The 21,866-nt window shown below is 33.7% G+C and carries 17 protein-coding genes; 7 read left to right on the forward strand and 10 right to left on the reverse strand.

What is annotated here, in order from left to right; all coding sequences use genetic code 11:
• Positions 1 to 31: 31 nt before the first annotated feature.
• Positions 32 to 1,954, reverse strand: a complete 1,923-nt coding sequence (yidC, locus tag ACP15M_RS10330) for a membrane protein insertase YidC (RefSeq protein WP_425077135.1) — start codon at positions 1,952 to 1,954, stop codon at positions 32 to 34.
• Positions 1,955 to 2,034: 80 nt separating this feature from the next.
• On the reverse strand, positions 2,035 to 3,672 hold the full coding sequence (locus ACP15M_RS10335) for a CTP synthase (protein ID WP_425077136.1): 1,638 nt from the start codon (positions 3,670 to 3,672) through the stop codon (positions 2,035 to 2,037).
• A gap of 444 nt (positions 3,673 to 4,116) precedes the next feature.
• On the opposite strand from ACP15M_RS10335, the gene ACP15M_RS10340 reads away from it, so the two are divergent.
• The 7 genes from ACP15M_RS10340 to ACP15M_RS10370 all read left to right on the forward strand — a co-directional run bounded on the left by ACP15M_RS10340 (position 4,117) and on the right by ACP15M_RS10370 (position 10,134).
• Positions 4,117 to 4,950, forward strand: a complete 834-nt coding sequence (locus tag ACP15M_RS10340) for a hypothetical protein (RefSeq protein ID WP_425077137.1) — start codon at positions 4,117 to 4,119, stop codon at positions 4,948 to 4,950.
• Positions 4,951 to 5,195: 245 nt separating this feature from the next.
• Positions 5,196 to 6,797 carry a T9SS type A sorting domain-containing protein gene (locus tag ACP15M_RS10345; protein WP_425077138.1) on the forward strand — a complete coding sequence of 534 codons (1,602 nt, stop codon included), beginning with the start codon at positions 5,196 to 5,198 and terminating at the stop codon, positions 6,795 to 6,797.
• A 353-nt stretch (positions 6,798 to 7,150) separates the two neighbouring features.
• Positions 7,151 to 7,714, forward strand: a complete 564-nt coding sequence (locus tag ACP15M_RS10350; protein ID WP_425077139.1) for a Crp/Fnr family transcriptional regulator — start codon at positions 7,151 to 7,153, stop codon at positions 7,712 to 7,714.
• A 115-nt stretch (positions 7,715 to 7,829) separates the two neighbouring features.
• On the forward strand, positions 7,830 to 8,246 hold the full coding sequence (locus tag ACP15M_RS10355) for a DoxX family protein (RefSeq protein ID WP_425077140.1): 417 nt from the start codon (positions 7,830 to 7,832) through the stop codon (positions 8,244 to 8,246).
• 156 nt (positions 8,247 to 8,402) lie between these two features.
• Positions 8,403 to 8,597: a tautomerase family protein gene (locus ACP15M_RS10360; RefSeq protein ID WP_425077141.1), complete on the forward strand. Its 195-nt coding sequence runs from the start codon at positions 8,403 to 8,405 to the stop codon at positions 8,595 to 8,597.
• Positions 8,598 to 8,599: 2 nt separating this feature from the next.
• On the forward strand, positions 8,600 to 8,974 hold the full coding sequence (locus ACP15M_RS10365) for a nuclear transport factor 2 family protein (protein ID WP_425077142.1): 375 nt from the start codon (positions 8,600 to 8,602) through the stop codon (positions 8,972 to 8,974).
• A gap of 128 nt (positions 8,975 to 9,102) precedes the next feature.
• Entirely contained in the window at positions 9,103 to 10,134 is a 1,032-nt protein-coding gene (locus tag ACP15M_RS10370) for a serine hydrolase domain-containing protein (protein WP_425077143.1), read from the forward strand.
• Positions 10,135 to 10,249: 115 nt separating this feature from the next.
• Here the strand turns inward: ACP15M_RS10370 and ACP15M_RS10375 are convergent, their stop codons facing one another.
• The 8 genes from ACP15M_RS10375 to pyrF form a co-directional block, all read right to left on the reverse strand.
• Complete coding sequence (locus ACP15M_RS10375) at positions 10,250 to 14,452, reverse strand: CARDB domain-containing protein (protein WP_425077144.1); 4,203 nt, start codon at positions 14,450 to 14,452, stop codon at positions 10,250 to 10,252.
• Positions 14,453 to 14,555: 103 nt separating this feature from the next.
• A complete protein-coding gene (locus ACP15M_RS10380) occupies positions 14,556 to 14,786 on the reverse strand; it encodes a DUF3820 family protein (protein ID WP_425077145.1) in 231 nt (76 codons plus the stop codon).
• Positions 14,787 to 14,999: 213 nt separating this feature from the next.
• Positions 15,000 to 15,542: a DUF922 domain-containing protein gene (locus ACP15M_RS10385; protein ID WP_425077146.1), complete on the reverse strand. Its 543-nt coding sequence runs from the start codon at positions 15,540 to 15,542 to the stop codon at positions 15,000 to 15,002.
• Positions 15,542 to 15,943, reverse strand: coding sequence for an OsmC family protein (locus ACP15M_RS10390; protein ID WP_425077147.1), 402 nt, complete (start codon positions 15,941 to 15,943; stop codon positions 15,542 to 15,544). The genes ACP15M_RS10385 and ACP15M_RS10390 overlap by 1 nt, the downstream gene beginning before the upstream one ends.
• Complete coding sequence (locus ACP15M_RS10395; protein ID WP_425077148.1) at positions 15,940 to 17,847, reverse strand: LysM peptidoglycan-binding domain-containing protein; 1,908 nt, start codon at positions 17,845 to 17,847, stop codon at positions 15,940 to 15,942. Before ACP15M_RS10395 ends, ACP15M_RS10390 begins: the two co-directional genes overlap by 4 nt.
• Positions 17,848 to 18,011: 164 nt before the next feature.
• Positions 18,012 to 19,547, reverse strand: coding sequence for a glutamine-hydrolyzing GMP synthase (gene guaA, locus ACP15M_RS10400; RefSeq protein WP_425077149.1), 1,536 nt, complete (start codon positions 19,545 to 19,547; stop codon positions 18,012 to 18,014).
• 106 nt (positions 19,548 to 19,653) lie between these two features.
• Positions 19,654 to 21,024 carry a pyridoxal phosphate-dependent decarboxylase family protein gene (locus tag ACP15M_RS10405; RefSeq protein WP_425077150.1) on the reverse strand — a complete coding sequence of 457 codons (1,371 nt, stop codon included), beginning with the start codon at positions 21,022 to 21,024 and terminating at the stop codon, positions 19,654 to 19,656.
• Positions 21,025 to 21,045: 21 nt separating this feature from the next.
• Positions 21,046 to 21,858, reverse strand: coding sequence for an orotidine-5'-phosphate decarboxylase (gene pyrF / locus ACP15M_RS10410; RefSeq protein ID WP_425077151.1), 813 nt, complete (start codon positions 21,856 to 21,858; stop codon positions 21,046 to 21,048).
• Between the last annotated feature and the right edge of the window lie 8 nt (positions 21,859 to 21,866).

Here is a 21,866-nt window from a genome sequence, read left to right on the forward strand (position 1 = left end):
TTGTGCTTTTGTAATTAATTTAATGTATTAATTACTTCTTTCTTTGTTGCTGTGCTTGTTTTTGAGCTTCAGCTTGCTCCATCATTTCAGCCATTTTTTTCTGAAACTTGTTTTGCTTTTTAGGCTTTTTCTTATTCTCTTGAATTTGAGCATGAATCTTATCTTCATCTAAGATGTAATTCTTGATTACAATCATAATACCAATACTAATCAAGTTAGAAATAAAGTAATATAAACTCAAACCAGAAGCATATTGATTAAAGAACACCAACATTAATAAAGGTGAAAAGTAAATCATATATTTCATCATCTTAGCCATATCAGGCATACCTTCTTGTGTTGGTTGTGATGCCATTTGTTGTCCTGTTGTCATTTTCATATAAAAGAAAATAGCAATGGCAGCTAAAATTGGAAATAAACTCATATGATTTCCATAGAATGTAGATATAACAGGAATATAAGTATCCCATTCAAAAATCACATCGTAAGACGATAAATCATCAGCCCAAAGGAAGCTTTTTTGTCTTAAATCGAAAGCTGTTGGAAAAAACATAAACAAAGCATAGAATACAGGCAACTGAATTAAACCTGGTAAACATCCAGCTAACGGACTTGCTCCTGCTTTGTTTTGAAGTGCCATCGTTTCCTGTTGCGCCTTCATTTTATTGTCTTTGTATTTTTCTCTTATCGCATCTAATTCAGGTTTTAGCACTCGCATTTTTGCCTGAGATAAAAACTGCTTGTATTGCACAAACGACATCATTAATTTAATTAAGACAGTCATGACAATAATAGCAATACCATAAGGTAAGAACGAACTTAAAAAGGCAAATAACGGAATGAATAACTGTTTATTAATCCAACCAAAAATTCCCCAACCAAATGGGATACTCTCTTCTAAATCATAATCATATTGTTTTAGAATCTTACTATCTGTTGGTCCAAAGTACAGTTGAAAATTATTGTTAGCTTCACCAGCATTAAACACTAAAGGCAACTTTGAAGCATATGCCTTTGTAAAGACTGTATCTATCTCTTCATCTTGAACTAAATCTTTAGATGAAATTGTAGCCTTTTTAAAAGGTTGATCTGCAACTAATATTGTACTAAAAAAATGCTGTCTATATGACAACCACCTAGCATCTTCAATAATTTCTTCATCATCACCAGCTTGTGCTAACTTACTTATTTTATCACCTTCGTACATGTAGGTTAAACGCGTATAACGATTTTCGTAAGTGATGCTTTGATCGTGACGATAGGTTTTTAATGCCCAATCTAAATTGATCTCCTGTGAACTATTGATGACATCACTCATCCCTTTTGAAATGATTGAGAAATCAATCATATAATCATTAGGTTTTAACTCGTAGCGATATTCTAAAAACTTACTTTCAGACACTTTAAGTTTCATCGACACCACAGTATTCTCACCATTTTTACTTACTGAAGGCTCAAAAGGTAAATCTTGAGTATTTAATATACGGTTGTCTGCCGTTGGAAACTGAATATTAAAGCTTTGGTTATTATTTTTAATAAGATCAATTGGAATAGAATCATAATCAACAAATGCTTTAAGTCTAACTCCTGAAAGGAATCCGCCTTTATTGCTGAATTTTAAATCTAAAACATTTGTTTCAACAACAGTTTCCTTGTCTTTTGCTGTTGGCAAAGTTGCAGCATAAGCAAAAGCACCTAGTTTACTTTTTAACTCAACAACTTTTAACGAATCGGTTGGTGACACATAAGAGTAGTTTTCTGCAGTTGTTGCTTTAGTGTCTTTAGCAGTTTGTGCTGCAGCTCTTTTATCTGCTTCTACTTGTTCTTGTTTGGCTTTTTCCTGTTCTGCTAGTTCTTCTGGTGTTGGCTGATTTTGCCACATCATGAATAACAAGATTCCGAAAATTAGGACGAATCCTATAATGGAGTTTAAGTCAAATTTTTTTTCTTCCATAAGTTATAAAATTTCTCCTCCCTTTGTAGGAGGAGATTTAGTTTTGAACTTCCTTTACTGTAACAAAAAGTCGTCCAATATTAGTTTTGTGCCATACTGACACTATTTTTATTGGTTTTAAAATTTAGTGCTGCTTTTACAAAAGCGACAAACAATGGATGCGGATTAGCCACTGTACTTTTATATTCTGGATGATATTGTACACCAACAAACCAATTGTGCTCTGGGATTTCAACAATTTCTACCAATCCAGTTTCAGGGTTTAGTCCTGTTGCTATCATGCCTGCATCTTCAATTTGTTGCTTGTAATCGTTATTAAACTCGTAACGATGTCTATGTCTTTCTTTAATAGTTGAAGATTGATATACTTCTTTAGCGATACTATCATCTAACAAATTGCAATCCCAAGCACCTAATCTCATTGTACCACCTTTGTCTGTGATTGCCTTTTGAGATTCCATCAAATCAATAAAAGGATGCGCAGTTGCTTCATTCATTTCGGTAGAATTTGCATCTGTTAAGTTGAGGACATTTCTAGCATATTCAATGACTGCCATTTGCATGCCTAAGCAAATTCCTAAAAATGGAATACTTTGCTCACGTACAAAACGAACAGCTTCAATTTTACCTTCAATACCACGTTCTCCAAAACCAGGAGCTACCAAAACACCATCGAGATGTTTTAGTTGACTTGCAGCATTAGCTTTAGTTAAATGCTCAGAATGTATCGACTCTACTTTAACCTTTACTTCGTTTTCTGCACCAGCATGAATAAAAGCTTCTAATATTGATTTATATGAGTCTTGAAGTTCGACATATTTCCCAATTAAGCCAATAACCACTTCACCTTTTGGATTTTTATGACGTGTTAAAAATTGATTCCAACGTGTTAAGTTAGGTTGCGAACTCTCTAAAGCTAGCTTTTTTAATACGACTTTATCTAAGCCTTCGTCAAGCATTAGATTAGGAACATCGTAAATGGTTGATGCATCAATAGATTGAATGACAGCTTCAGGACGTACATTACAAAACTTAGCCAGTTTTGTACGTACTTCATTTGGTAATTCATGTTCTGTACGACAAACTAAAACATCTGCCATGACACCACTTTCCATTAAGGTTTTAACACTGTGCTGCGTTGGTTTTGTTTTTAATTCGCCAGCAGCAGATAAAAACGGTACTAATGTTAAATGGACTACAATGGCATTGTTCTCGCCTAATTCCCATTTTAACTGACGTACAGCTTCAACATAAGGTAACGACTCAATATCACCAACAGTACCTCCAATTTCGGTAATAACGATATCGTAATCACCTGTTTGTCCTAAAATTTGCACGCGATGTTTAATCTCGTCTGTAATGTGAGGAATCACCTGAACGGTTTTCCCTAAAAACTCACCACGACGTTCTTTCTCAATCACACTTTGGTAGATACGACCAGTGGTTACATTATTAGACTGACTTGTAGGTACATTTAAAAAGCGTTCGTAATGCCCAAGGTCTAAATCGGTTTCTGCACCATCGTCTGTAACATAGCATTCGCCATGTTCGTATGGGTTTAGAGTTCCAGGGTCTACATTGATGTATGGATCTAATTTTTGAATGGTAGTCTTGTAACCTTGTGCCTGAAGCAATTTTGCTAGGGAAGCTGCGATGATTCCTTTACCAAGTGAGGATGTTACACCTCCAGTTACAAAAATGTATTTAGTAGTTGCCATGTTGCGTTATTAACGCAGGCAAATTTACAATAAAAAATGGCTTTAGTAAATTATTTGAAGAGATAAGACCATTTTTTTATTGGCATTTGGTTTGTCAAGCTTAATAAATTCATTATCAGATTTTTATATTTATAGCTGACCTAGAGGAGACCTGGAGGAGACCTGAAGGACACCTGGAGGAGACCTGAAGGAGACCTGGAACAAGACTTAAAGGTAATGCAATAACGATTAGTAATCAAGTTAACCCGCTTATAACCCGAGTATGACCCGCTTATGACCCGAGTATGACCCGCTTATGACCCGAGTATGCTCTTGGTTGTTTTTGTAAAACTTAATTATACTATTTTGTATAACTAGGTATAGACGTTAATATTATCTAAAACTAGAGTTGTTGCTTGATGGTAACTGTATCTTTGCTTTTTATTACTTAACCCATTTTTTAGCATGAAGCAAATTCCATCACTTATTACAGTTATTTTTCTTGTACTTTTTTCGAGTTGTAAACATGAGTCTTCTGAAAAGAATACTTCTTCTGAAGTTGAAGTTCGTAACCCGAAAAACTTTATGAATAAAGGTCATAAATTGGTTTATGAGTTGATTGCTACTGTTGGTACTTATGAGCAATTACGCGCTAAACATGATGTGGTTTATACTTATACCTACATGACTCCAGACAATAAGAGTGATGTATCTACTGAAAAATACATTTTTGCTAATGAACTTTCGTATGGTGCATATGGTAAGCATGAACGTACGTTACCAGGATTGGCTGGTGTTTTGGAACAAGGTTATGATGGTAAAGAGTATTGGCTTAAGGCTGATGGTAACATAGTTAATGATGTAGACGCATTGAAGCGTGTTCAATTTAATAGACCTACTAATTTTTATTGGTTTACTATGTTTCAGAAGTTATTAGACCCAGGGTTGCATTATACATATTTAGGAGAACAGAAGGTTGATGACCAAATTTATGATATTGTAAAGATTACCTTTGAACTGGATAATGACAAGCCAACCGACATTTATCAGTTGTATATAAACTCTGAGACTGGTTTGGTAGATCAGTTTTTATTTACAGTTGCCGATTTTGGCGTGATAGACACACCGTATTTGATGCAGTTGGATTATGAGGAGATTGATGGTTTTTTAATACCTACCCAACGTAAATACAAGACCTCTAATTGGAATGCGGATGTTAGCACAGCGCCTTGGACGCGAGTGACTTGGAGCGATATTCGTTTTGACACAGGTTTATCTGAAACTGATTTTAAGCCTTAATACACTGCTTTTGCTTGATGATTTTAAAAACTAGCTGTCTTAATTTAAGATAATGCATAAAAAAACTCCTACTAATAAGTAGGAGTTTTCTTGTTATACCTGTTGTATTATTACGTATTTAATCACTAATAACCGTATGATACACAAAATCAACTTTTTAGGAAAAATATTACAATTGTGTTTTGCTTATCATAAAAAAAATCAATTTTAGCAACTAAATTTAACTAACTTAATTTAACCAAACTATGAAAAAAATTAACCTTATTCTTTTATGTCTAGTCGTAAATATTACTTCACTATCAGGACAGATCTATGTAAAACATGATGCTACAGGATCTAATGATGGTACTTCATGGAATGATGCGTACACTAATTTACAAACTGCTATAAACAATGCTAACGTTGCTGATGAGGTATGGGTGGCTTCTGGAACATATAAACCAGCCGAGTCTCCAGATGCAAGTGCACAAGGTGATTTGCGATCATGGTGCTTTTACCTTAATAAGAATATAAAGCTATATGGAGGTTTTTTAGGTACAGAAACGACTTTATCTCAAAGAGATTTTATAGCAAATGAAACCATATTAAGTGGTGAAATAGGAAATATTGCTAATTTTAGTGATAATAGTCATCATGTAATAATTATTACCAACACGTCTAAAGATGCTTTATTAGATGGTTTTACAATTGAACATGGGAATTCTAAAGGTGGTGTTAGCGTTAATTTTGATGGAAGAACTTTTTTTTCACAAACAGGTGGAGGAATTTACATTACCTATGCTAGACCAACATTGAAAAACTTAAATATTTCTGAAAACAGGGCTAATCGTGGTGGCGGAATATATATTAATCATGCTACTCAATCTCCGTTTGCAGACCGACTTGTTATGGAAAATGTTACGTTTTCTTTTAATATTGCACAAAGTGTAGTTGCAGGTGGAGGTATTTTAATAAACGATGCCAACCCTATTTTTTACAACGCCATTTTTGAGGGCAACAGAGCTGAGGTTCTTTCTGGTGTTGGAGGTACAGGAGGCGCTGTAGCCCTAGTTAATTCTGATGATGTTCGTTTTTACAACCCTGTATTTTATAATAACTACGCCTTCAACCGAGGTAGTGCTATAACCACTGATGATGCAGAGTTTACTATTTTAAACGGTACACTAGTAAATAATGAAAAGATACCGTTAGACATTCAATACTCAACCACTAGATCAAGTTCGGTTAGTAAGTCTGTATTTTTTAACAATGGAGATAGCAGTAACGATGATGTATATGGTGATCTAGACGCTTCATATAGCAGTAGTACGTATAATGCTTCTGACTTTCAAACTACATATGGAGAAATAGAACAGGTATCAGGACATTTTACAGATTTATCTTCATTAACAGCTACTGATATTTTTGTAGATATAAACAATCCGAAAGGAAATGATAATTTATGGAGAACTTTTGATGATGGCTTAATGCCAAAGAATGGCTCTGTACTTTTAGAAGCAGCTGGAAATACATCTGGACCTTATATTTATGATGTAACTGGAGAATTTAGGTTTTTTAATATTCAAGATTTAGGTGCTTATGAAAATCCTGGCACTTTAAGTACAAATCCTGTATTACATGATGAGCCATCTTATAAAGTATATCCAAATCCAACCTCTTTAGGCTATATTAATATAGATGCCGATGAGGCTCTTAAAATTGAAGTTTATGATATCGTTGGAAAAAAAATAAACACTATCTACCCTACAACAAAAACAATAGATGTTTCTAATTTGAAAAAAGGTGTTTATCTAATAAAAATTAGTGATAAAAAAAGATCTGAGACAAAGAAAGTAATAGTTAATTAGTTTGGTTAAACCTATACTTAACTTATCTAACTGATACTGACGTTTAACTGGTTTTAGTTATAAGCTCGCCCAAAACTTAAGTTTAAAAGGTTTTGGGCGTTGTACTTTTTGATGATTTAGTTGTTTGTATATACAATGTTTGTCAACTCTTATGATAAGAGTAGTGCTTACTTTGCTAGTTACTTAAGACATAGTATAATTTGTTAATTTTATGTTGTGAATTATACTTAGGCACTAACAAATTGCTACTGTACTGCAAGCATTCTCACGGACAGGTGCAGTAAAGGCATTATTTATAACTTTGTATAGGCATCACTAAAATTGATGTAATATTAATTAGTTATAATATTTAAATGAAGCATCCTTTAAGAGCACACATAGAAGAGCTTATTAAACTAACAGATGAAGAGTTTGAACTTGTCTTGAGTTATTTTGAAACTACAACTAAGCGTAAGCATCAATACATTTTGCAAGAGGGTGAAATTGCTGATAAAGAATATTGGATTGTAAAGGGCTGTTTAAAAAGTTACTTTTTTGACGAGAATGGGAAAGAGTATATTTTACAATTTGGCATGGAAGATTGGTGGATTACAGATTATGAATCTTTTGTAAAACAATCTAAATCTAAAATATATATAGACTGTATTGAAGATTGTGAATTGCTTTATATTACTTATGAAAATAGAGAAAAACTCACTAAAGAAATGCACAAAATGGAACGTTTTTGGGCAAAAAAAAGTAAGTTTGGCAGAATAGCACTTCAGAATAGGATTTTATCGTTAATAAAAAATTCATCGAAGGAACGATATGAACTGTTGCTTGAACAGTATCCTAAACTTTTTCAAAGAGTGCCTAAAAAATTAATTGCTTCTTACTTGGGTGTTAGTAGAGAAACCTTAAGCAGGTTAAGTTCGTAAAAGTATTTTTTTTTGAGTGTGATATTTGTCACTAATTAATAGTGACAATAGTCCTGTTGTTTGCCTTATCATTATTTGACTTTTGTATGATAATACTATTTCAAAATTAAATGATATGAACACTTTAGAAAATTTTCAAAATTTGAACACAGGATTACTCTTACAGAGATTGAGTATTGGTATACTTATTTTATTACACGGACTCACAAACTTGGCTTCTGACTATTTATTTATTAAAAGTTTACTAAATGGTATTGGTCTTTTTGAATTTATTGCCTATTTGGTTTTTGTTGGTGAAATTATTGCGCCATTACTAATAATTATTGGATGGCGAGCAAGGTTAGCAAGTTTAGTTTTAGCATTTAATATGCTTGTTGCAATTTTAATGGCTCACTTAGCTGACATTTTTACTTTAAACGCTTTTGGTGGTTGGGGTATTGAGCTACAAGGACTGTTTATGTTTGGTTCGGTTGTTATATTTTTATTAGGTGCTGGTAAGTATGCTGTATCTACAACTTCTATATGGGATTGATTTAATAAAGCGAAACTTAATTGTAGCCTTATTAGTTTTTAGACAATGAAGGCCTGCATTTACACACTTAGCTCACTATTTATGGTTACCAATTTTAATCTGCAAATTGTTGGGATTATATTTTCTGATTATTAAAATTAACTAAAACAAAAAATTATGCCTTATATAAACATTAAAGTAACAGACACTCATGTGACTAAAACACAAAAAAGACTTTTAATTGAAGGAGCCACAGCGTTAGTTGTTACTATTTTAAACAAAAAACCTGAAACGACTCATGTGATAATTGATGAAGTACCTCTTGAGAATTGGGGAGTTAATGGAAGTCCATCTTTAAACACAAAAAAATAATTATGATGTATCAAGATTGCGTTAGAGATATAGAACGCTTAATAGACACCTATTTTGAGGGAATTTTTTATGGTAAAACCTCGAATCTGGAGGCTTGCTTTAGTGCTAATGCGAGTCTTTATGGTGATTTAAACTCGGTTGAATACTCTGAAAGTATTGATGAGTATATAAAAACGGTAGAAAACAGAAAAAGTCCTTATGATTTAGGAGAAACTCAAAGCATGTCTATTATAGGTATAGATATACTTGGTAAAATTGCAATGGCAAAGTTACATGTACCTATGCTAGGCTTTAACTATTATGATTATTTATCACTTTTTTGCATAAATGGAGAATGGAAAATAGTTAACAAACTATTTACTAATGTTATTTTATAGAGTTTGTTTTTGATCTTATATTGAAAGAACTATGTATAGAATTTATAAAACAGTTTATAAAAAGCTTAACTTAGTAACATTCAAAATAAATGAATGTTGAACCTAAATAAGATGAATTTATATTATAAATGAACAAATCTAAATCTATAATAATACTGAGAGTTGTTTTAGTTGTTTCTGTAGTGATTTCGATGTTTTTTGTTCCGTGGCAGTTGGTTAAGGCATGGATACTTCCACTTCCTGAAACGATTGAAGAACAATTAGATGAAGCCATTGGTCACGGATTTGATGGTATGGTTGTTTATGTAGACCAAGCCAAAAAACCTCCACAATTTTATGCTTCGGGTTTACACCATCGAGAATCTGAGACGCCTGCTCAACCAGACGCTCTATTTAAGATTGCCAGTATTAGTAAGTTGTATGATGCAGTAGCTGTCACTAAACTGGTTAACGATGGAAAGCTATCGTTAGATAAAACCATTGCTGATTATTTGCCTGAGCTTGTAGGCAGAATTGAATATGCCGAAACCATAACTCTAAGATTAATGATACAGCACAGAAGTGGTATTCCTAATTTTACGAATACTCCAAACTTTTGGGCTAGTCCAACAAAGACGTATAACGAAAGCTTATCATTGATTTTAGATAAGCCAGCCAATTTTGAGCCTGATGAAGATTACGAATACTGTAATACTAATTATCTTTTAATTAATAAAATAATGGATGATGTGCTAGGTTATAACAACTTTCAATTTAAGCGCGAACAATTTCTTAAACCATTAGGTCTTTACAATACGTTTGGCTCATTAAATGATGTTGTTTTAGATGATGTAATGAGTGGTTATCATTTGGGATATCCGTTTGATTTAAAAGAAGAAGATTATGGTATGGTTGCTACTGCAGAAGATGTAGGCATTTTTCTGAGAGCATTAAATGATGGCTCCTTATTTGAAGAAGGAGAACAAGAAATCTATGCTTCGTTGTATAAGTACGAACATTCTGGTTGGGTTCCTGGATATCAAAGTTTCGCGAAATATTATGAAGAACTTGATACTGTTGTTGTTTTATTTTACAGCACAACTGATGAAAAGCTTTACAACTGGAACTTATCTGAAATCATAAACAAGAGAATTAAAAAGATTATACAACATAAAAGCTAGCCACTAAAATATGGCTGATCGATTATGATTGATTTTTGACTAAAAATTTAGCAATAACTTGTTGTATCATGTCTCCTAATTTGCCTTTTGGGAAGCTTTTATTTAGAGTTTTCTTTTATTCTTTTAAAATCTTAAAGACTTTAGAGTTTTCATTAGACGTTACTTTTACAAAGTATATCCCTGATGCATGATTTTCGAAACTTATTTCGTACTCCTTTGTGTTGGGTTTTGTACTTAACAATAACTGACCAGACACATTAAAAACATCTATACGCTCTAAATTTATATTGTTAGCCGATATTGTTAATTGATTAGTAACTGGGTTTGGAAAATAGCTAAAATCATCTGTTTGAAATTCATCAATACCTAAGACACTTTCATTAACTGTAAAATTACTAACATAAAATGTTGAACTATTGGCATCATTAATGGTTCCGTTAGTTGCCCAAAATGCAAAGCGCACAAAACCTGTTTGAGTAATAGATTCTTCTATTAATTGATTTTCATTTGAAATAGATGACGCACTGTTCCATGTTCTTAGAGGTGTCCAATTTTCTCCATTATCGTAAGAAGACATTAATACAACCTGATCATCACTACCTAAACTGGTTGCATTATTAGTCCCTGTTTGAGTAAGTGCAATATTAAATTTAAGCTGTGATAGCTCATCGACATCAAAATTAGGAGACATTAGCCAAGCTCCATCAGCATCTCCTTGATTGTCAATATTTATTTTTGCTGAATACATACTAAAATCGCTTGAAAAATTATTTGCAAGTTCCCATTGAATTTCAGCTTGAGTACTTCTCATTTGAACACCATTTAGAAACCAACAAGGTGCTTCATAATCGTCAAAATCCATAGTGTAAGGTACATCTTGAACACAATCTATATCATTTATAATCGTTTCACCACCTATTGCAAAGTTATCTAATCTAAACCCTCTTGGTGCAGATGATGCAGTGGCATAATTGCTGAAATATTTATACCTGAATGTTACACTACTTTCGTTTTGCAAGAATGAGATGTCCATTTTTACATCTAAAATTACTCCGTTATAATCAAACCAACCTGGTTGTCCAGCCATATCACTCATTGATGTCCAATACGGATACCAATTACTTGTTGTAGGACTAGAATTAACGGTTAAGATTGTCCAAGTGGCACCACCATCTAATGAGTATTCCATATTAGCACCATTTTCATTATACTTACCTATGCTCATTAAGTCGAAGGCCATCACCAAAGGCTCTGATGTGTCTGTATTAGTAAAATCAAATGTTGGAGTTTGTATGTAATATAATGGTGTGTACCACGTTTGCCAGCTTCCGTAAGGAACTTCTTCAGTTCTTAAAACTCCATCATAAAGTCGTTCGCTCATACTTACTCTTTCGGTAAGTGCAAGCTTATTAACAACTCGGTAGTTAGTTAATGCTGTTGACGTAAAATTAGTATATGCAAATCCGCTCCAGCCATGTAACACATCTGCTTCAAAGTTTTCTAAATAAGGAAATTGAGTAATACCACCAAGGCCAAGAGACCAAGCTCCCGAGTTATTTGTTTCATCTATTTCGTCATTAGAATCAGTATCATCAATTACATACACCAAATAACTATAATCTGATAGTGTACTAGGGAGATTGTACTCTAAAATAAGGTGGTGATTTCGGTCAGGTTTAATTTGATTTAGTGGTTGTGTTCCAATTAAATAATCACCAGCATCGTAGTTTTCATCTTGTGATAAATAGAACTTTATATTTGAAGGTGAACTTATATAGTTTCCAACATTTTTCACATCAATTGAAAAATTGAGTTTTTGAGTTGCAGCACTTAGGTATAGATTTTTATCATATGGTACGAGTAAATCTATTTCGGCTTCACGGATTTGGAAATTATCTATCAATGCACCTTCTGTGTCTCCATTACCAGAAGTGCCATCATTGTTCATTGTACCAACATTAAATCTAAATCGAACACTGGTTTCATTTTGTAATTGTGGTATGCTAAGGATGTATTTTGTATTGCGGTCTATATCTCTTGAATTATAGGCTGAATATCCTGCTAAAGCTAATTCAGTTTTATTAAATAAAGCTTCGGTATATGGTGTGCCATTTAACACATCTGTTGCATCATATTCATTGTATTCTAAAACATCTTTCCATTTTGAGAACGACTCATTGACAGGGTTTAATGGTAACCATGTCGCGCCATTATCTGTAGTATAGCTCACATTTATAGTAAACTCAAAGCAATGACATAACGCAAAATTATCAAGTATCATATCAAACTCTAGTACTGGGTTTACAGATGAACTTAAATCGAATACAGGTGTATATAAATGCATTCTACTCCATGGAGAAGCAATTCCGGAAGGTTTAGTGATAAATGCATTGTCTCCAGAAAACACAGTATTTAAAATTTGGCCTTGCGCATTGGTCAATTCCCAATCATCTTGACCTAATGTTGCATTGTGTTTCCATCCAGTAATATCATTTTCAAAGTCATTAAAATAAGGAAAATTAAATGTTTCGGTTTGCTCAATAGGAATCACTCCAATGTTATTCGTTTCTCTCATTTCGTCTAAAGCATTACTCGGATCTATATCATAGATAATAAAATAATTTCCTGTAGCAACAGTTGGCTTAGTGTAATTAAACTCTAGCCATTCACCAGTATTATTTCCTGCTAAAGTAGATATTGTATTAGAACCTAAAAGCACGTCACTTGCATCTAATACATTATCATTAGACCAATAAAAATTAGTGACAATACTTTGTGATAGATTTGTACCTGAATTTCTTAATTGATACTTAAGTACATCTGTAGCGTTGTTTGAAGAGGTATATCTATCATTACTAAAAATACTCTCAATAGATAAGTCTGGTTTTTCGACTCCTAAATAAAAATCGTCAAAAATAAGGCCTTCAGGTTCTATATACTCATTGTGATATGTAATTCTAAACCTTACATTTTCATTATCGCTTATACTAGGATCTAATGGAATATTTAAATATTCCCAATCGTCAGACATGTTTTCTGGAATAATAACTAGTTCTTGCCAATACGGATTACAATCTATCGAATATTGTACAGTATATTCGTTGTCATAGTAACCTACTCCATTAGGATAATTAGCTTTATACCAGAAACTCAAAATTATCGGATCAGTTTCAGAAGCCAAATTAAAATATGGAGATTCTACCGATTGAAAAGTGCCATCTGGATGCTCAATTATAGTATTACTTGTATGCCAAGCATAATCTCCCGAATGTGTTTCTTCAATATGATGCCTAGTCCCTACACCTCGTTCCCAAATATCAAAATCGGTGAAAGAGCCTCTATTAGATTTCCAGTTAATATCGTCATCTTCAAAATCTGTAGTATATGGTAATGTAAAAATGGGTTTTACTAACAAAGATGCATAGCCAACATTATCTGTTTCGTCATCTTCCTCTAGAGCATCTGTGTAATCATGTTTGTATACAATATAATATTGACCAGGTGTTAAGCTTGGAGGTGTAGGAACTACATATTCAAAAGTTGTATCACTGCTACTCCAATTACCAGATTGTGTACCTAGAAATGTATCTGAAGCATCTAACTGGGTATCAGTTGAAAGGTAATAATTGGTTTCTAATGCATAATATTGAGAATATTGATTATCGAAATTAAGACTTGTATTGACTTCAATCTCTGGACATAAAGGTGATATTTCTATATCTTCACCTGTGGTCGCATAGATGTTATAATATTCAGGTTTAATAGCAAAATCATCTAAGCTACAACCAAATCCGTTGACGTAAAAACTAGTTTTAAATCTAAATCTAAATTTAACATTATTATTCCCTGCTAATGATGAAATATCTAACGCTGGATATCTAAAGCCACCAAAAGACAATGAAAAGCCACCAGCTGTTTGCCAATTTCTTTTTGACGCACCATCAGGATTTAGAAGACTCCAAGTTGCTCCGTTATCTAAAGTATATTCTAAATACAATTGTCCTTGATTAATTGATGCTTCATACTTAAACGTCAATACGTAAGGTAATGCCGCATTAGTTAGATCAAATGCAGGACTTTCTAAAGCCATTTCTGAATATGAGTCTGGAGAACCATTTAAGGTGGTATTCCAAGACAAGTCGGTATCAAAAGGGTTTGAATTTGAATGACCGCGTTCCCAATTATCAGAGCCATCGAGAGCATAATGCGTCCAACCTTCATCTGAAGAAGGGTTATCAAAATTAATAAACTGAGGTAAGGACAGTTGTGCAGTTGCAAATTGTACACATAAGAAACACGCTATGTAAAATTTATTCATCTTAAGGTTGGTTTGTATATAGACTAACGACTGTAAAAGTCTTTTGAATGCTCAATATACAATATCTTAAAAGAAATAAAAACTTGAATTACTTAAAACTGCATTACTTCGGAAACCGATCTTTAAGGTCTCTAATTAAATACTCGAGTCCGTTAATTTTAAGTTCATAAACTTGTTGCATCATGTCTCCTAATTTGCCTTTTGGGAAGCCTTTGTTGTGATACCATACCACATAATATTCTGGTAAGTCAATTAAGTATCTGCCTTCATATTTTCCATAGGGCATTTTAGCATGTGCGAGCTTGATTAGGAATTGTTGATCTGGTTGGAGCATGTTATAAATCTTTATTGCTAAAATAAACTAATAATGTCATTTCGAGCCTGTCGAGAAATCTCTTTAGATTCCTCCACTCTGGTCGGAATGACAATAGAGGATAGGTTGATGAGATTCCTCGTCGCTTTGTTCTGTCTGAATGATAATAGTAAGCTAATGAAGAGTTTAATGAGATTTCTGACGTTGATTGGAATGACAAAATATTCTAAATTATTATTCAGATTTAAAAGCTTCAAAGGTCTTTAAATTTTCAGCTACATAAGTATTCCATTTAGCCTGTGCTTCTTTATTGATAGAGTTTTGGCTTTGGGTATCGTAGGCTTCTTGCATGTTTGCCAATTCTTTGTTGATTTCTTTATGCAAGGCGTTTAATTGAGACTTGACATTGTTTGAGACTTCCAATAGAGATATGCGATAACGAAAGATACGTACATGCAATTCGGTAATATCGAAATGCAGTTGTTCATGTTTTAAAATATGATCGTTACATCGTGAAGCAATATACCAAGAACTTTTAGGATAAAAGTGTGCATAGGCTTGGGTTTCAAAACTTGTTATTTGTCCGTCTGTTTTCTTTACCGAATACGAAAATGTAATGCCAGATGCAGTGACTGCTGCAGCATCTGTGTTGGTTTTTGCTTTTCCTTTAAAATCGTTCCACGACAGTTTTTGAGATTCATTCCATTCAATGGTTTCTGCTTCATCTACAGTATTGAATGTAACAAGCGTAAGAATTAAAAAAAATCTAGTTAGCATTATTTCCAGTTAAACGTGATATCTTTTTCGATATCAGGATGTAAACTGTAATGCACAGGACAGGTATTTGCTGTATGTTCTAAAATTTTACGCGTTTTATCATCTGCTTCAAACGGAAAATTCAACACGACTTCAATCTTAGAAATTCGTCTAGGGTTACTTGCCATCGTTTTAGTGACATGCGCTGTGGTTCCAGTCATGTCAACATTCATATCACGTGCTTTAATTCCCATAACGGTAATCATACAACTCGCTAATCCTGTAGCAACAGTATCTGTAGGAGAGAACGCTTCTCCTTTACCATTATTGTCTGTTGGAGCATCTGTAAAGAAAGAATTTCCAGATTTAACATGCGTACTTTCGGTTCTTAAACCACCTAAATAGATTACTTTTGAAGTCATTGTTTAGCTTCTATAATGGTTAAATTATCGTACTTTACTATGTAAACTGCTTCGTTATAGTAACCTCCAAACATCTTTTTTGAATATCTGAATTTGTTCTCGACATATTCGGTTTCTATATCGCTAGATGAAGCTTGATATAAATCTTCTTCTGACGCTAAACGCAATAATAAATCTAGAGTTAAGTCGAAACCACGAACTGCATATTTATTAGGACTCACATTATAAGTATTCATGTATTTTTTTACAAAGCTATTTCTAGATTCTACAGCAATAGTCTTATTTGGAGAAGGATAATGAAATTCTAAATTAGACAAATGGTAGTTAGAAATCTCTTTGCCTTCAAACGCTTTGTTCATTTTGGTAGTCATTAATACAATTTTGGTATCATCAATATTAAGTCCGTTAATCATACTAATCACATTAGACGCAAAGCCTTCGTTATCGGTTTCAAGAAATACGATATTGGTTCCTGTTTTAAAAACATTCTCTAAATCAACTTGATAAATAAAGTAAGCTTCTTTACCTTCTTTATCTTTTCTAGACTGAATTTGAGTTGCTGAAGGAAACTCTCCTTTAAGCTTGTCACTTATGGCTTTATGTTTAGAATCTGAAATGATGACCATATGTCTTGGAAAGGAATCTTTCTTGATGTAATTGATCATGGCTTGCTCTAATAACTCATCTGCTGGAATGGTTTGAAATACATTGGCATATAAGTTCTTGGGCATCGTTAAAGGTGATACTACAGGTACTTGATCACTTTTTAATTGTGAAGCCACACGATCTAAATTGGTTGGCATTAACGGACCAATAACTGCATCATATTCTGAAAAATCATTAGCTTCTAATATTTTTGAAACCTCAGCTATTTGATTTCTAGTATCAATTACTTTTAAATTGGTAGAAATACCTAATGCTTTAGCTGAATCTAAAGCCATTAACACACCTGAGTGAAAATCTAAAGACACAGATAATAAGCCATTGGCACGAATCATCTTTTTTGCTTCTTGTACCGAATCGACATCAACTTTATTTAAGCTAAAAGGCAACATCAAAGCTAAACGTTTAGCACTAAGGTTTTTTAGATTAGCAGTTAAGTTGGTATTAGCAACATCTCTTACAACGTTGGTTGTTTCTATATGTCCAGGTACTTTTAATACCATTCCTAATTTTAAACCACCTTCTTTAAGTTCTGGGTTTAAAGCTTCTAATTGATCTTGTGTTACACCTAGCTTTCGATTTAAAGCCATATAACCTTCACTCTTTAAAACGGTGTAGTAGTTGAAATCTTCTTCAACTGGTTTTTCTTCATTATTGCTAATGTTAGGCACATTAAGTTCGTCACCAGGCTGCAGAACCTCATTCATATTTGGGTTTAAGGCTTCCAATTCTGGAACAGTAATTCCGAATTTATAAGCCACTCGCCACTTCCCTTCTTTTGGTAAAACCGTATATTTTTTGATTGTATTGTTTAAACTAACCTTACTGACAACGGTTTTAAAACGCGGAATTTTAATTTTATCTCCTTTTCTTAAGTTTTTAGAATACAACGATGTATTCGCTTTTTTGATATCTTCTACTTCAACACTATATTTTTGCGAAATACTAAAGAGTGTTTCTTTACGTCTTACTTTATGTGCTTTATAACCGATAAGTTCTTTAGTTTCTTCTCCTATTGGATCGTTTTTTACACGAGACGAAGGAATAATTAAAACCATGTTAGGTTTCAAACCTTTATTAGCATCAGGATTAAGTGCAAAAATATCGAAAGGTGTTACCAAATACTGTTTGGCAATTTGCTCAATGGTTTCACCTTTTTGAACCTTGTGTGTTTTGTAATCTTGAGCCATTACAGATAGACTGCAACAGAAAACTACAATGAAGATTAAGAGTTTTTTCATTCAAAAATATGCTTTAAGGTCTTCCGAAGTTGACATTTTATGTTTTTATAAGGATTAAAAATAACCTTTCCGAAATTATTTACTTCGGAATAATACTACCTTCCCTTAAAAAGGGAAGAATGATTCTAGGATTTAGAAACAAATCTTAGAATTAGGTCACAAATTTATTCCCATTCAATCGTTGCTGGTGGTTTTGAGCTAATATCGTATACTACTCTATTAACGCCTTTCACCTTATTTATTATTTCGTTTGAGGTTTTTTGTAAAAATTCATATGGTAAATTTACCCAATCGGCTGTCATACCATCTGTACTTTCAACAGCTCTCAATGCTACACATTTTTCGTACGTTCTTTCGTCTCCCATCACTCCTACACTATTAACTGGTAATAACATTGCTCCAGCTTGCCATACTTTATCGTATAAATTCCAAGACCTTAAGTTATTAATAAAAATAGCATCTACCTCTTGTAATATACGAACTTTCTCAGGAGTTAGATCTCCAAGAATACGAATGGCTAATCCAGGACCTGGAAACGGATGACGACCTAATAGTTGTGCATCCATATTCATAGAAGCACCAACACGTCTTACCTCATCTTTAAACAAGGTCTTTAATGGTTCGACTACTTTTAGCTTCATAAAGTCGGGCAAACCTCCAACATTATGATGACTCTTAATCGTTGCACTTGGTCCACCAGTTGCTGAAACACTTTCAATAACATCTGGATAGATAGTCCCTTGCGCTAACCATTTTACATCTTGAATACGATGTGCTTCATCATCAAAAACCTCAATGAACACGCGACCTATAGTTTTTCTTTTTTCCTCAGGATCGCTCTTACCAGCCAAAGCATCCAAAAAGCGTGCCGAAGCATCAACACCTTTTACGTTGAGTCCCATACCTTCGTATTGATGCAAAACATCTTCGAATTCATTTTTACGAAGTAATCCGTTATTTACAAAGATGCAATACAAATTTTCTCCAATAGCTTTATGCAATAACATTGCAGCTACAGACGAATCTACACCACCTGATAAACCTAAAACCACTTTGTCATTTCCGATTTGAGTTTTAAGAGCTTCAACCGTTTCTTCAACAAAGGATTGAGGTGTCCAATCTTGCTCGACTTTAGCAATTTTAATTAAGAAATTATGTAATAATTGGTGACCATCAGTTGAATGATATACTTCAGGATGAAACTGAATGGCGTAGGTATCTTCACCTTCAATTTTGTAAGCTGCATTTTCAACATCTTCAGTACTTGCTAATAACACTCCTCCTGTTGGGAGTTGTTTGATGGTATCACTATGACTCATCCAAACCTGACTGCCTTCGTGTATGTTTTCAAAAAAATCTTCATCAGCCTTAACAAAAGCTAAATTTGCTCTTCCATATTCTCTAGTGTTCGATTCTGCCACTTCTCCTCCAGAAAAATGAGCTAGATATTGAGCACCATAACAAACGGCTAGCATTGGTTTTTTTCCTCTAATATTTGATAAATCTGGATGAAGTACATCTTTACCTCTAACCGAATTTGGGCTACCAGATAAAATAACAGCTTTAAAACTGTTAGAATCGTTAGGAATTTTATTAAATGGATGAATTTCGCAATAGATATTTAACTCTCTTACACGACGTGCAATTAGCTGCGTGTATTGCGAACCGAAATCTAAAATAAGGACTTTGTTGTGTTGCATGTGCAAAAGTAATAATTGATTTACGAATTATGATTTTAGAATGTTGATTTTTTGGATTTAGTTTTTAACAACTTATGACCATATCATGTAATTGAAATTTATGTTTTCAAGCCATTGTATCAAGAATCATCTTGATATCCTCTTCAGTAGTATCTGGATTGATAAAACAAAATCTAGAAACCGTTTCAAAATGGTCTCCATTTTTCCACTTGGTAGGTGTTACTAAGGCAAATCCTTTATCGTGATTGTCATAAGTCCAGTTTGTATAATCTTCTGGATTCCAACCTATTCTTCTGTACAATACACAAGACAAACTAGGTTCACGAACCAATTCTACATTAGGATTATCTTTAATGATACGACCAGCAATTTGAGCCAATTCGATACCTCTTTCGACAGCTTCTTTATAGCGATTTGTACCATGAGTTGCCAATGAAAACCACAATGGTAATCCTCTAACACGACGCGTTAATTGAATTTGATAGTCGGTTGGATTAAAACCATGAGCACCTTCATCTTTAAAGATATCGAGATACGAGCCTTGTTGTGAATGCGCATTTTTAGCAAATTCAGGTTGTTTATAAATTACAGCTCCACAGTCATAAGGAGAAAACATCCATTTATGAGGATCGATGGTGATGCTATCTGCTCTTTCAATACCATTAAACAAATGACGTACAGAATCAGCTACTAAAGCACCTCCTCCATAAGCAGCATCAACATGGAACCAGAGTTTTTCTTTTTCACACACCTCAGCAATACCATCTAAATCATCGATGATTCCTGCGTTGGTTGTTCCACCAGTAGCTACTACAGCAAATAATCGTTTACGTTGATGGAAGGTTAAGTTTTCAATTGTATCTTTAAGGTTTGTTCCTGTTAATTTTTCTTCAGAATTCACCAATAATATATCAACATCTGCCACTTTAGCCATAGCTTTTATAGACGAATGTGCACCAATAGAAGTAATGATTAATCCTTTTTCTCTTTTGTAAGTATCATCCTCTCGCCAATGTTCTCTAGCAGTCACAATAGCAGATAAATTAGCCGCAGTTCCTCCACTTGTAAAGACTCCAAAAGCACCTTTAGGTAAACCTGTTAAAGAAACAACCCATTTCATGGCTTCGTTTTCGCAGAAAATTCCTCCAGCACCTTCCATCCAATACGCGCCATGAATACTAGACACTGAAGTCACCAAATCAAACATTACTGCTGATCTGGTTGGTGCTGCTGGTACAAATGCTAAATTTCGAGGATGATCAACCGGAACACTAGCTTTAGCCAAATGCTCTTTCCATAACTGAAACGCCTGTTCTCCTCCAATTCCCTTTTCTGTAATGGTTTCACCAACCAACTCTTTAAGAGCTTCAGCTTTAAGCGGTTTTCCTATTTTTTGTTTGGTATGTGAAATGCGATCGATAGCATATTTCATGACATCCATGGTCATTTCGATAAGCTCAAAATCTATTTTATGCATGTGTTATAATTTCAAATATTCTTATTTTAATTCTTGAGCCATTGCACGTTGTAAAGTTTCTGCCTTTTCAGCAGCAGCTTGTGCAAAATCGTTTCCATTAGACGCATAAATAATGCCTCTTGAAGAGTTGACTAACAAACCTATATTTGAGTTCATTCCGTATTTACAAACGTCTTTTAAGCTTCCACCTTGAGCACCAACACCTGGAACCAATAAAAACGCTTCTGGAATGATTTTTCTTACATCTGCAAGAAATTCAGCTTTAGTTGCACCAACAACATACATTAGGTTTTCTGAATTTTTCCAAGTTTTAGATGTTTTTAAAACGTGCTTGTATACTTCTTCGCCTTCAATTGTTTTTGTTTGAAAATCGAATGCACCTTGATTAGAGGTCAAGGCTAATAAAATTGTTTGCTTGTCTTTAAATTCTAAAAATGGCTCTACTGAATCTTTTCCCATATAAGGTGCAACAGTAACGCTATCAAACGCTAAGTCTTCGAAAAAGGCCTTTGCATACATATGACTCGTATTACCAATATCACCACGTTTAGCATCAGCAATTGTAAAAATTTCAGGATGATTTTCATTGAGATATTTGATGGTTTTCTCTAGAGCCTTCCAACCTTTTAAACCATAAGCTTCATAAAAAGCAGTGTTTGGTTTATAGGCTACACATAAGTGATGGGTTACATCGATAATTGCTTTATTAAATGCAAAAATAGGATCCTCTTCCTCTAGCAAATGCTTCGGAATTTTATTGAGGTCGACATCTAATCCTATACATAGAAAAGAGTTCTTTTTCTGAATTTGTTCAGTGAGTTGTTGTGTTGTCATGCTATAAA

This window comes from Psychroserpens sp. S379A (assembly GCF_049800755.1).
Taxonomy (GTDB): Bacteria; Bacteroidota; Bacteroidia; order Flavobacteriales; family Flavobacteriaceae; genus Psychroserpens.

What these genes read in the sequence shown, in the direction of transcription:
- ACP15M_RS10365 (WP_425077142.1), top strand. Translation starts at nt 8,600, where the DNA reads ATGATGTATCAAGATTGCGTTAGAGATATAGAACGCTTAATAGACACC.
- yidC (WP_425077135.1), bottom strand. Translation starts at nt 1,954, where the DNA reads ATGGAAGAAAAAAAATTTGACTTAAACTCCATTATAGGATTCGTCCTA.
- ACP15M_RS10405 (WP_425077150.1), bottom strand. Translation starts at nt 21,024, where the DNA reads ATGCATAAAATAGATTTTGAGCTTATCGAAATGACCATGGATGTCATG.
- ACP15M_RS10340 (WP_425077137.1), top strand. Translation starts at nt 4,117, where the DNA reads ATGAAGCAAATTCCATCACTTATTACAGTTATTTTTCTTGTACTTTTT.
- ACP15M_RS10345 (WP_425077138.1), top strand. Translation starts at nt 5,196, where the DNA reads ATGAAAAAAATTAACCTTATTCTTTTATGTCTAGTCGTAAATATTACT.
- ACP15M_RS10380 (WP_425077145.1), bottom strand. Translation starts at nt 14,786, where the DNA reads ATGCTCCAACCAGATCAACAATTCCTAATCAAGCTCGCACATGCTAAA.
- ACP15M_RS10355 (WP_425077140.1), top strand. Translation starts at nt 7,830, where the DNA reads ATGAACACTTTAGAAAATTTTCAAAATTTGAACACAGGATTACTCTTA.
- guaA (WP_425077149.1), bottom strand. Translation starts at nt 19,547, where the DNA reads ATGCAACACAACAAAGTCCTTATTTTAGATTTCGGTTCGCAATACACG.
- ACP15M_RS10385 (WP_425077146.1), bottom strand. Translation starts at nt 15,542, where the DNA reads ATGCTAACTAGATTTTTTTTAATTCTTACGCTTGTTACATTCAATACT.
- pyrF (WP_425077151.1), bottom strand. Translation starts at nt 21,858, where the DNA reads ATGACAACACAACAACTCACTGAACAAATTCAGAAAAAGAACTCTTTT.
- ACP15M_RS10375 (WP_425077144.1), bottom strand. Translation starts at nt 14,452, where the DNA reads ATGAATAAATTTTACATAGCGTGTTTCTTATGTGTACAATTTGCAACT.
- ACP15M_RS10350 (WP_425077139.1), top strand. Translation starts at nt 7,151, where the DNA reads ATGAAGCATCCTTTAAGAGCACACATAGAAGAGCTTATTAAACTAACA.
- ACP15M_RS10360 (WP_425077141.1), top strand. Translation starts at nt 8,403, where the DNA reads ATGCCTTATATAAACATTAAAGTAACAGACACTCATGTGACTAAAACA.
- ACP15M_RS10335 (WP_425077136.1), bottom strand. Translation starts at nt 3,672, where the DNA reads ATGGCAACTACTAAATACATTTTTGTAACTGGAGGTGTAACATCCTCA.
- ACP15M_RS10370 (WP_425077143.1), top strand. Translation starts at nt 9,103, where the DNA reads ATGAACAAATCTAAATCTATAATAATACTGAGAGTTGTTTTAGTTGTT.
- ACP15M_RS10390 (WP_425077147.1), bottom strand. Translation starts at nt 15,943, where the DNA reads ATGACTTCAAAAGTAATCTATTTAGGTGGTTTAAGAACCGAAAGTACG.
- ACP15M_RS10395 (WP_425077148.1), bottom strand. Translation starts at nt 17,847, where the DNA reads ATGAAAAAACTCTTAATCTTCATTGTAGTTTTCTGTTGCAGTCTATCT.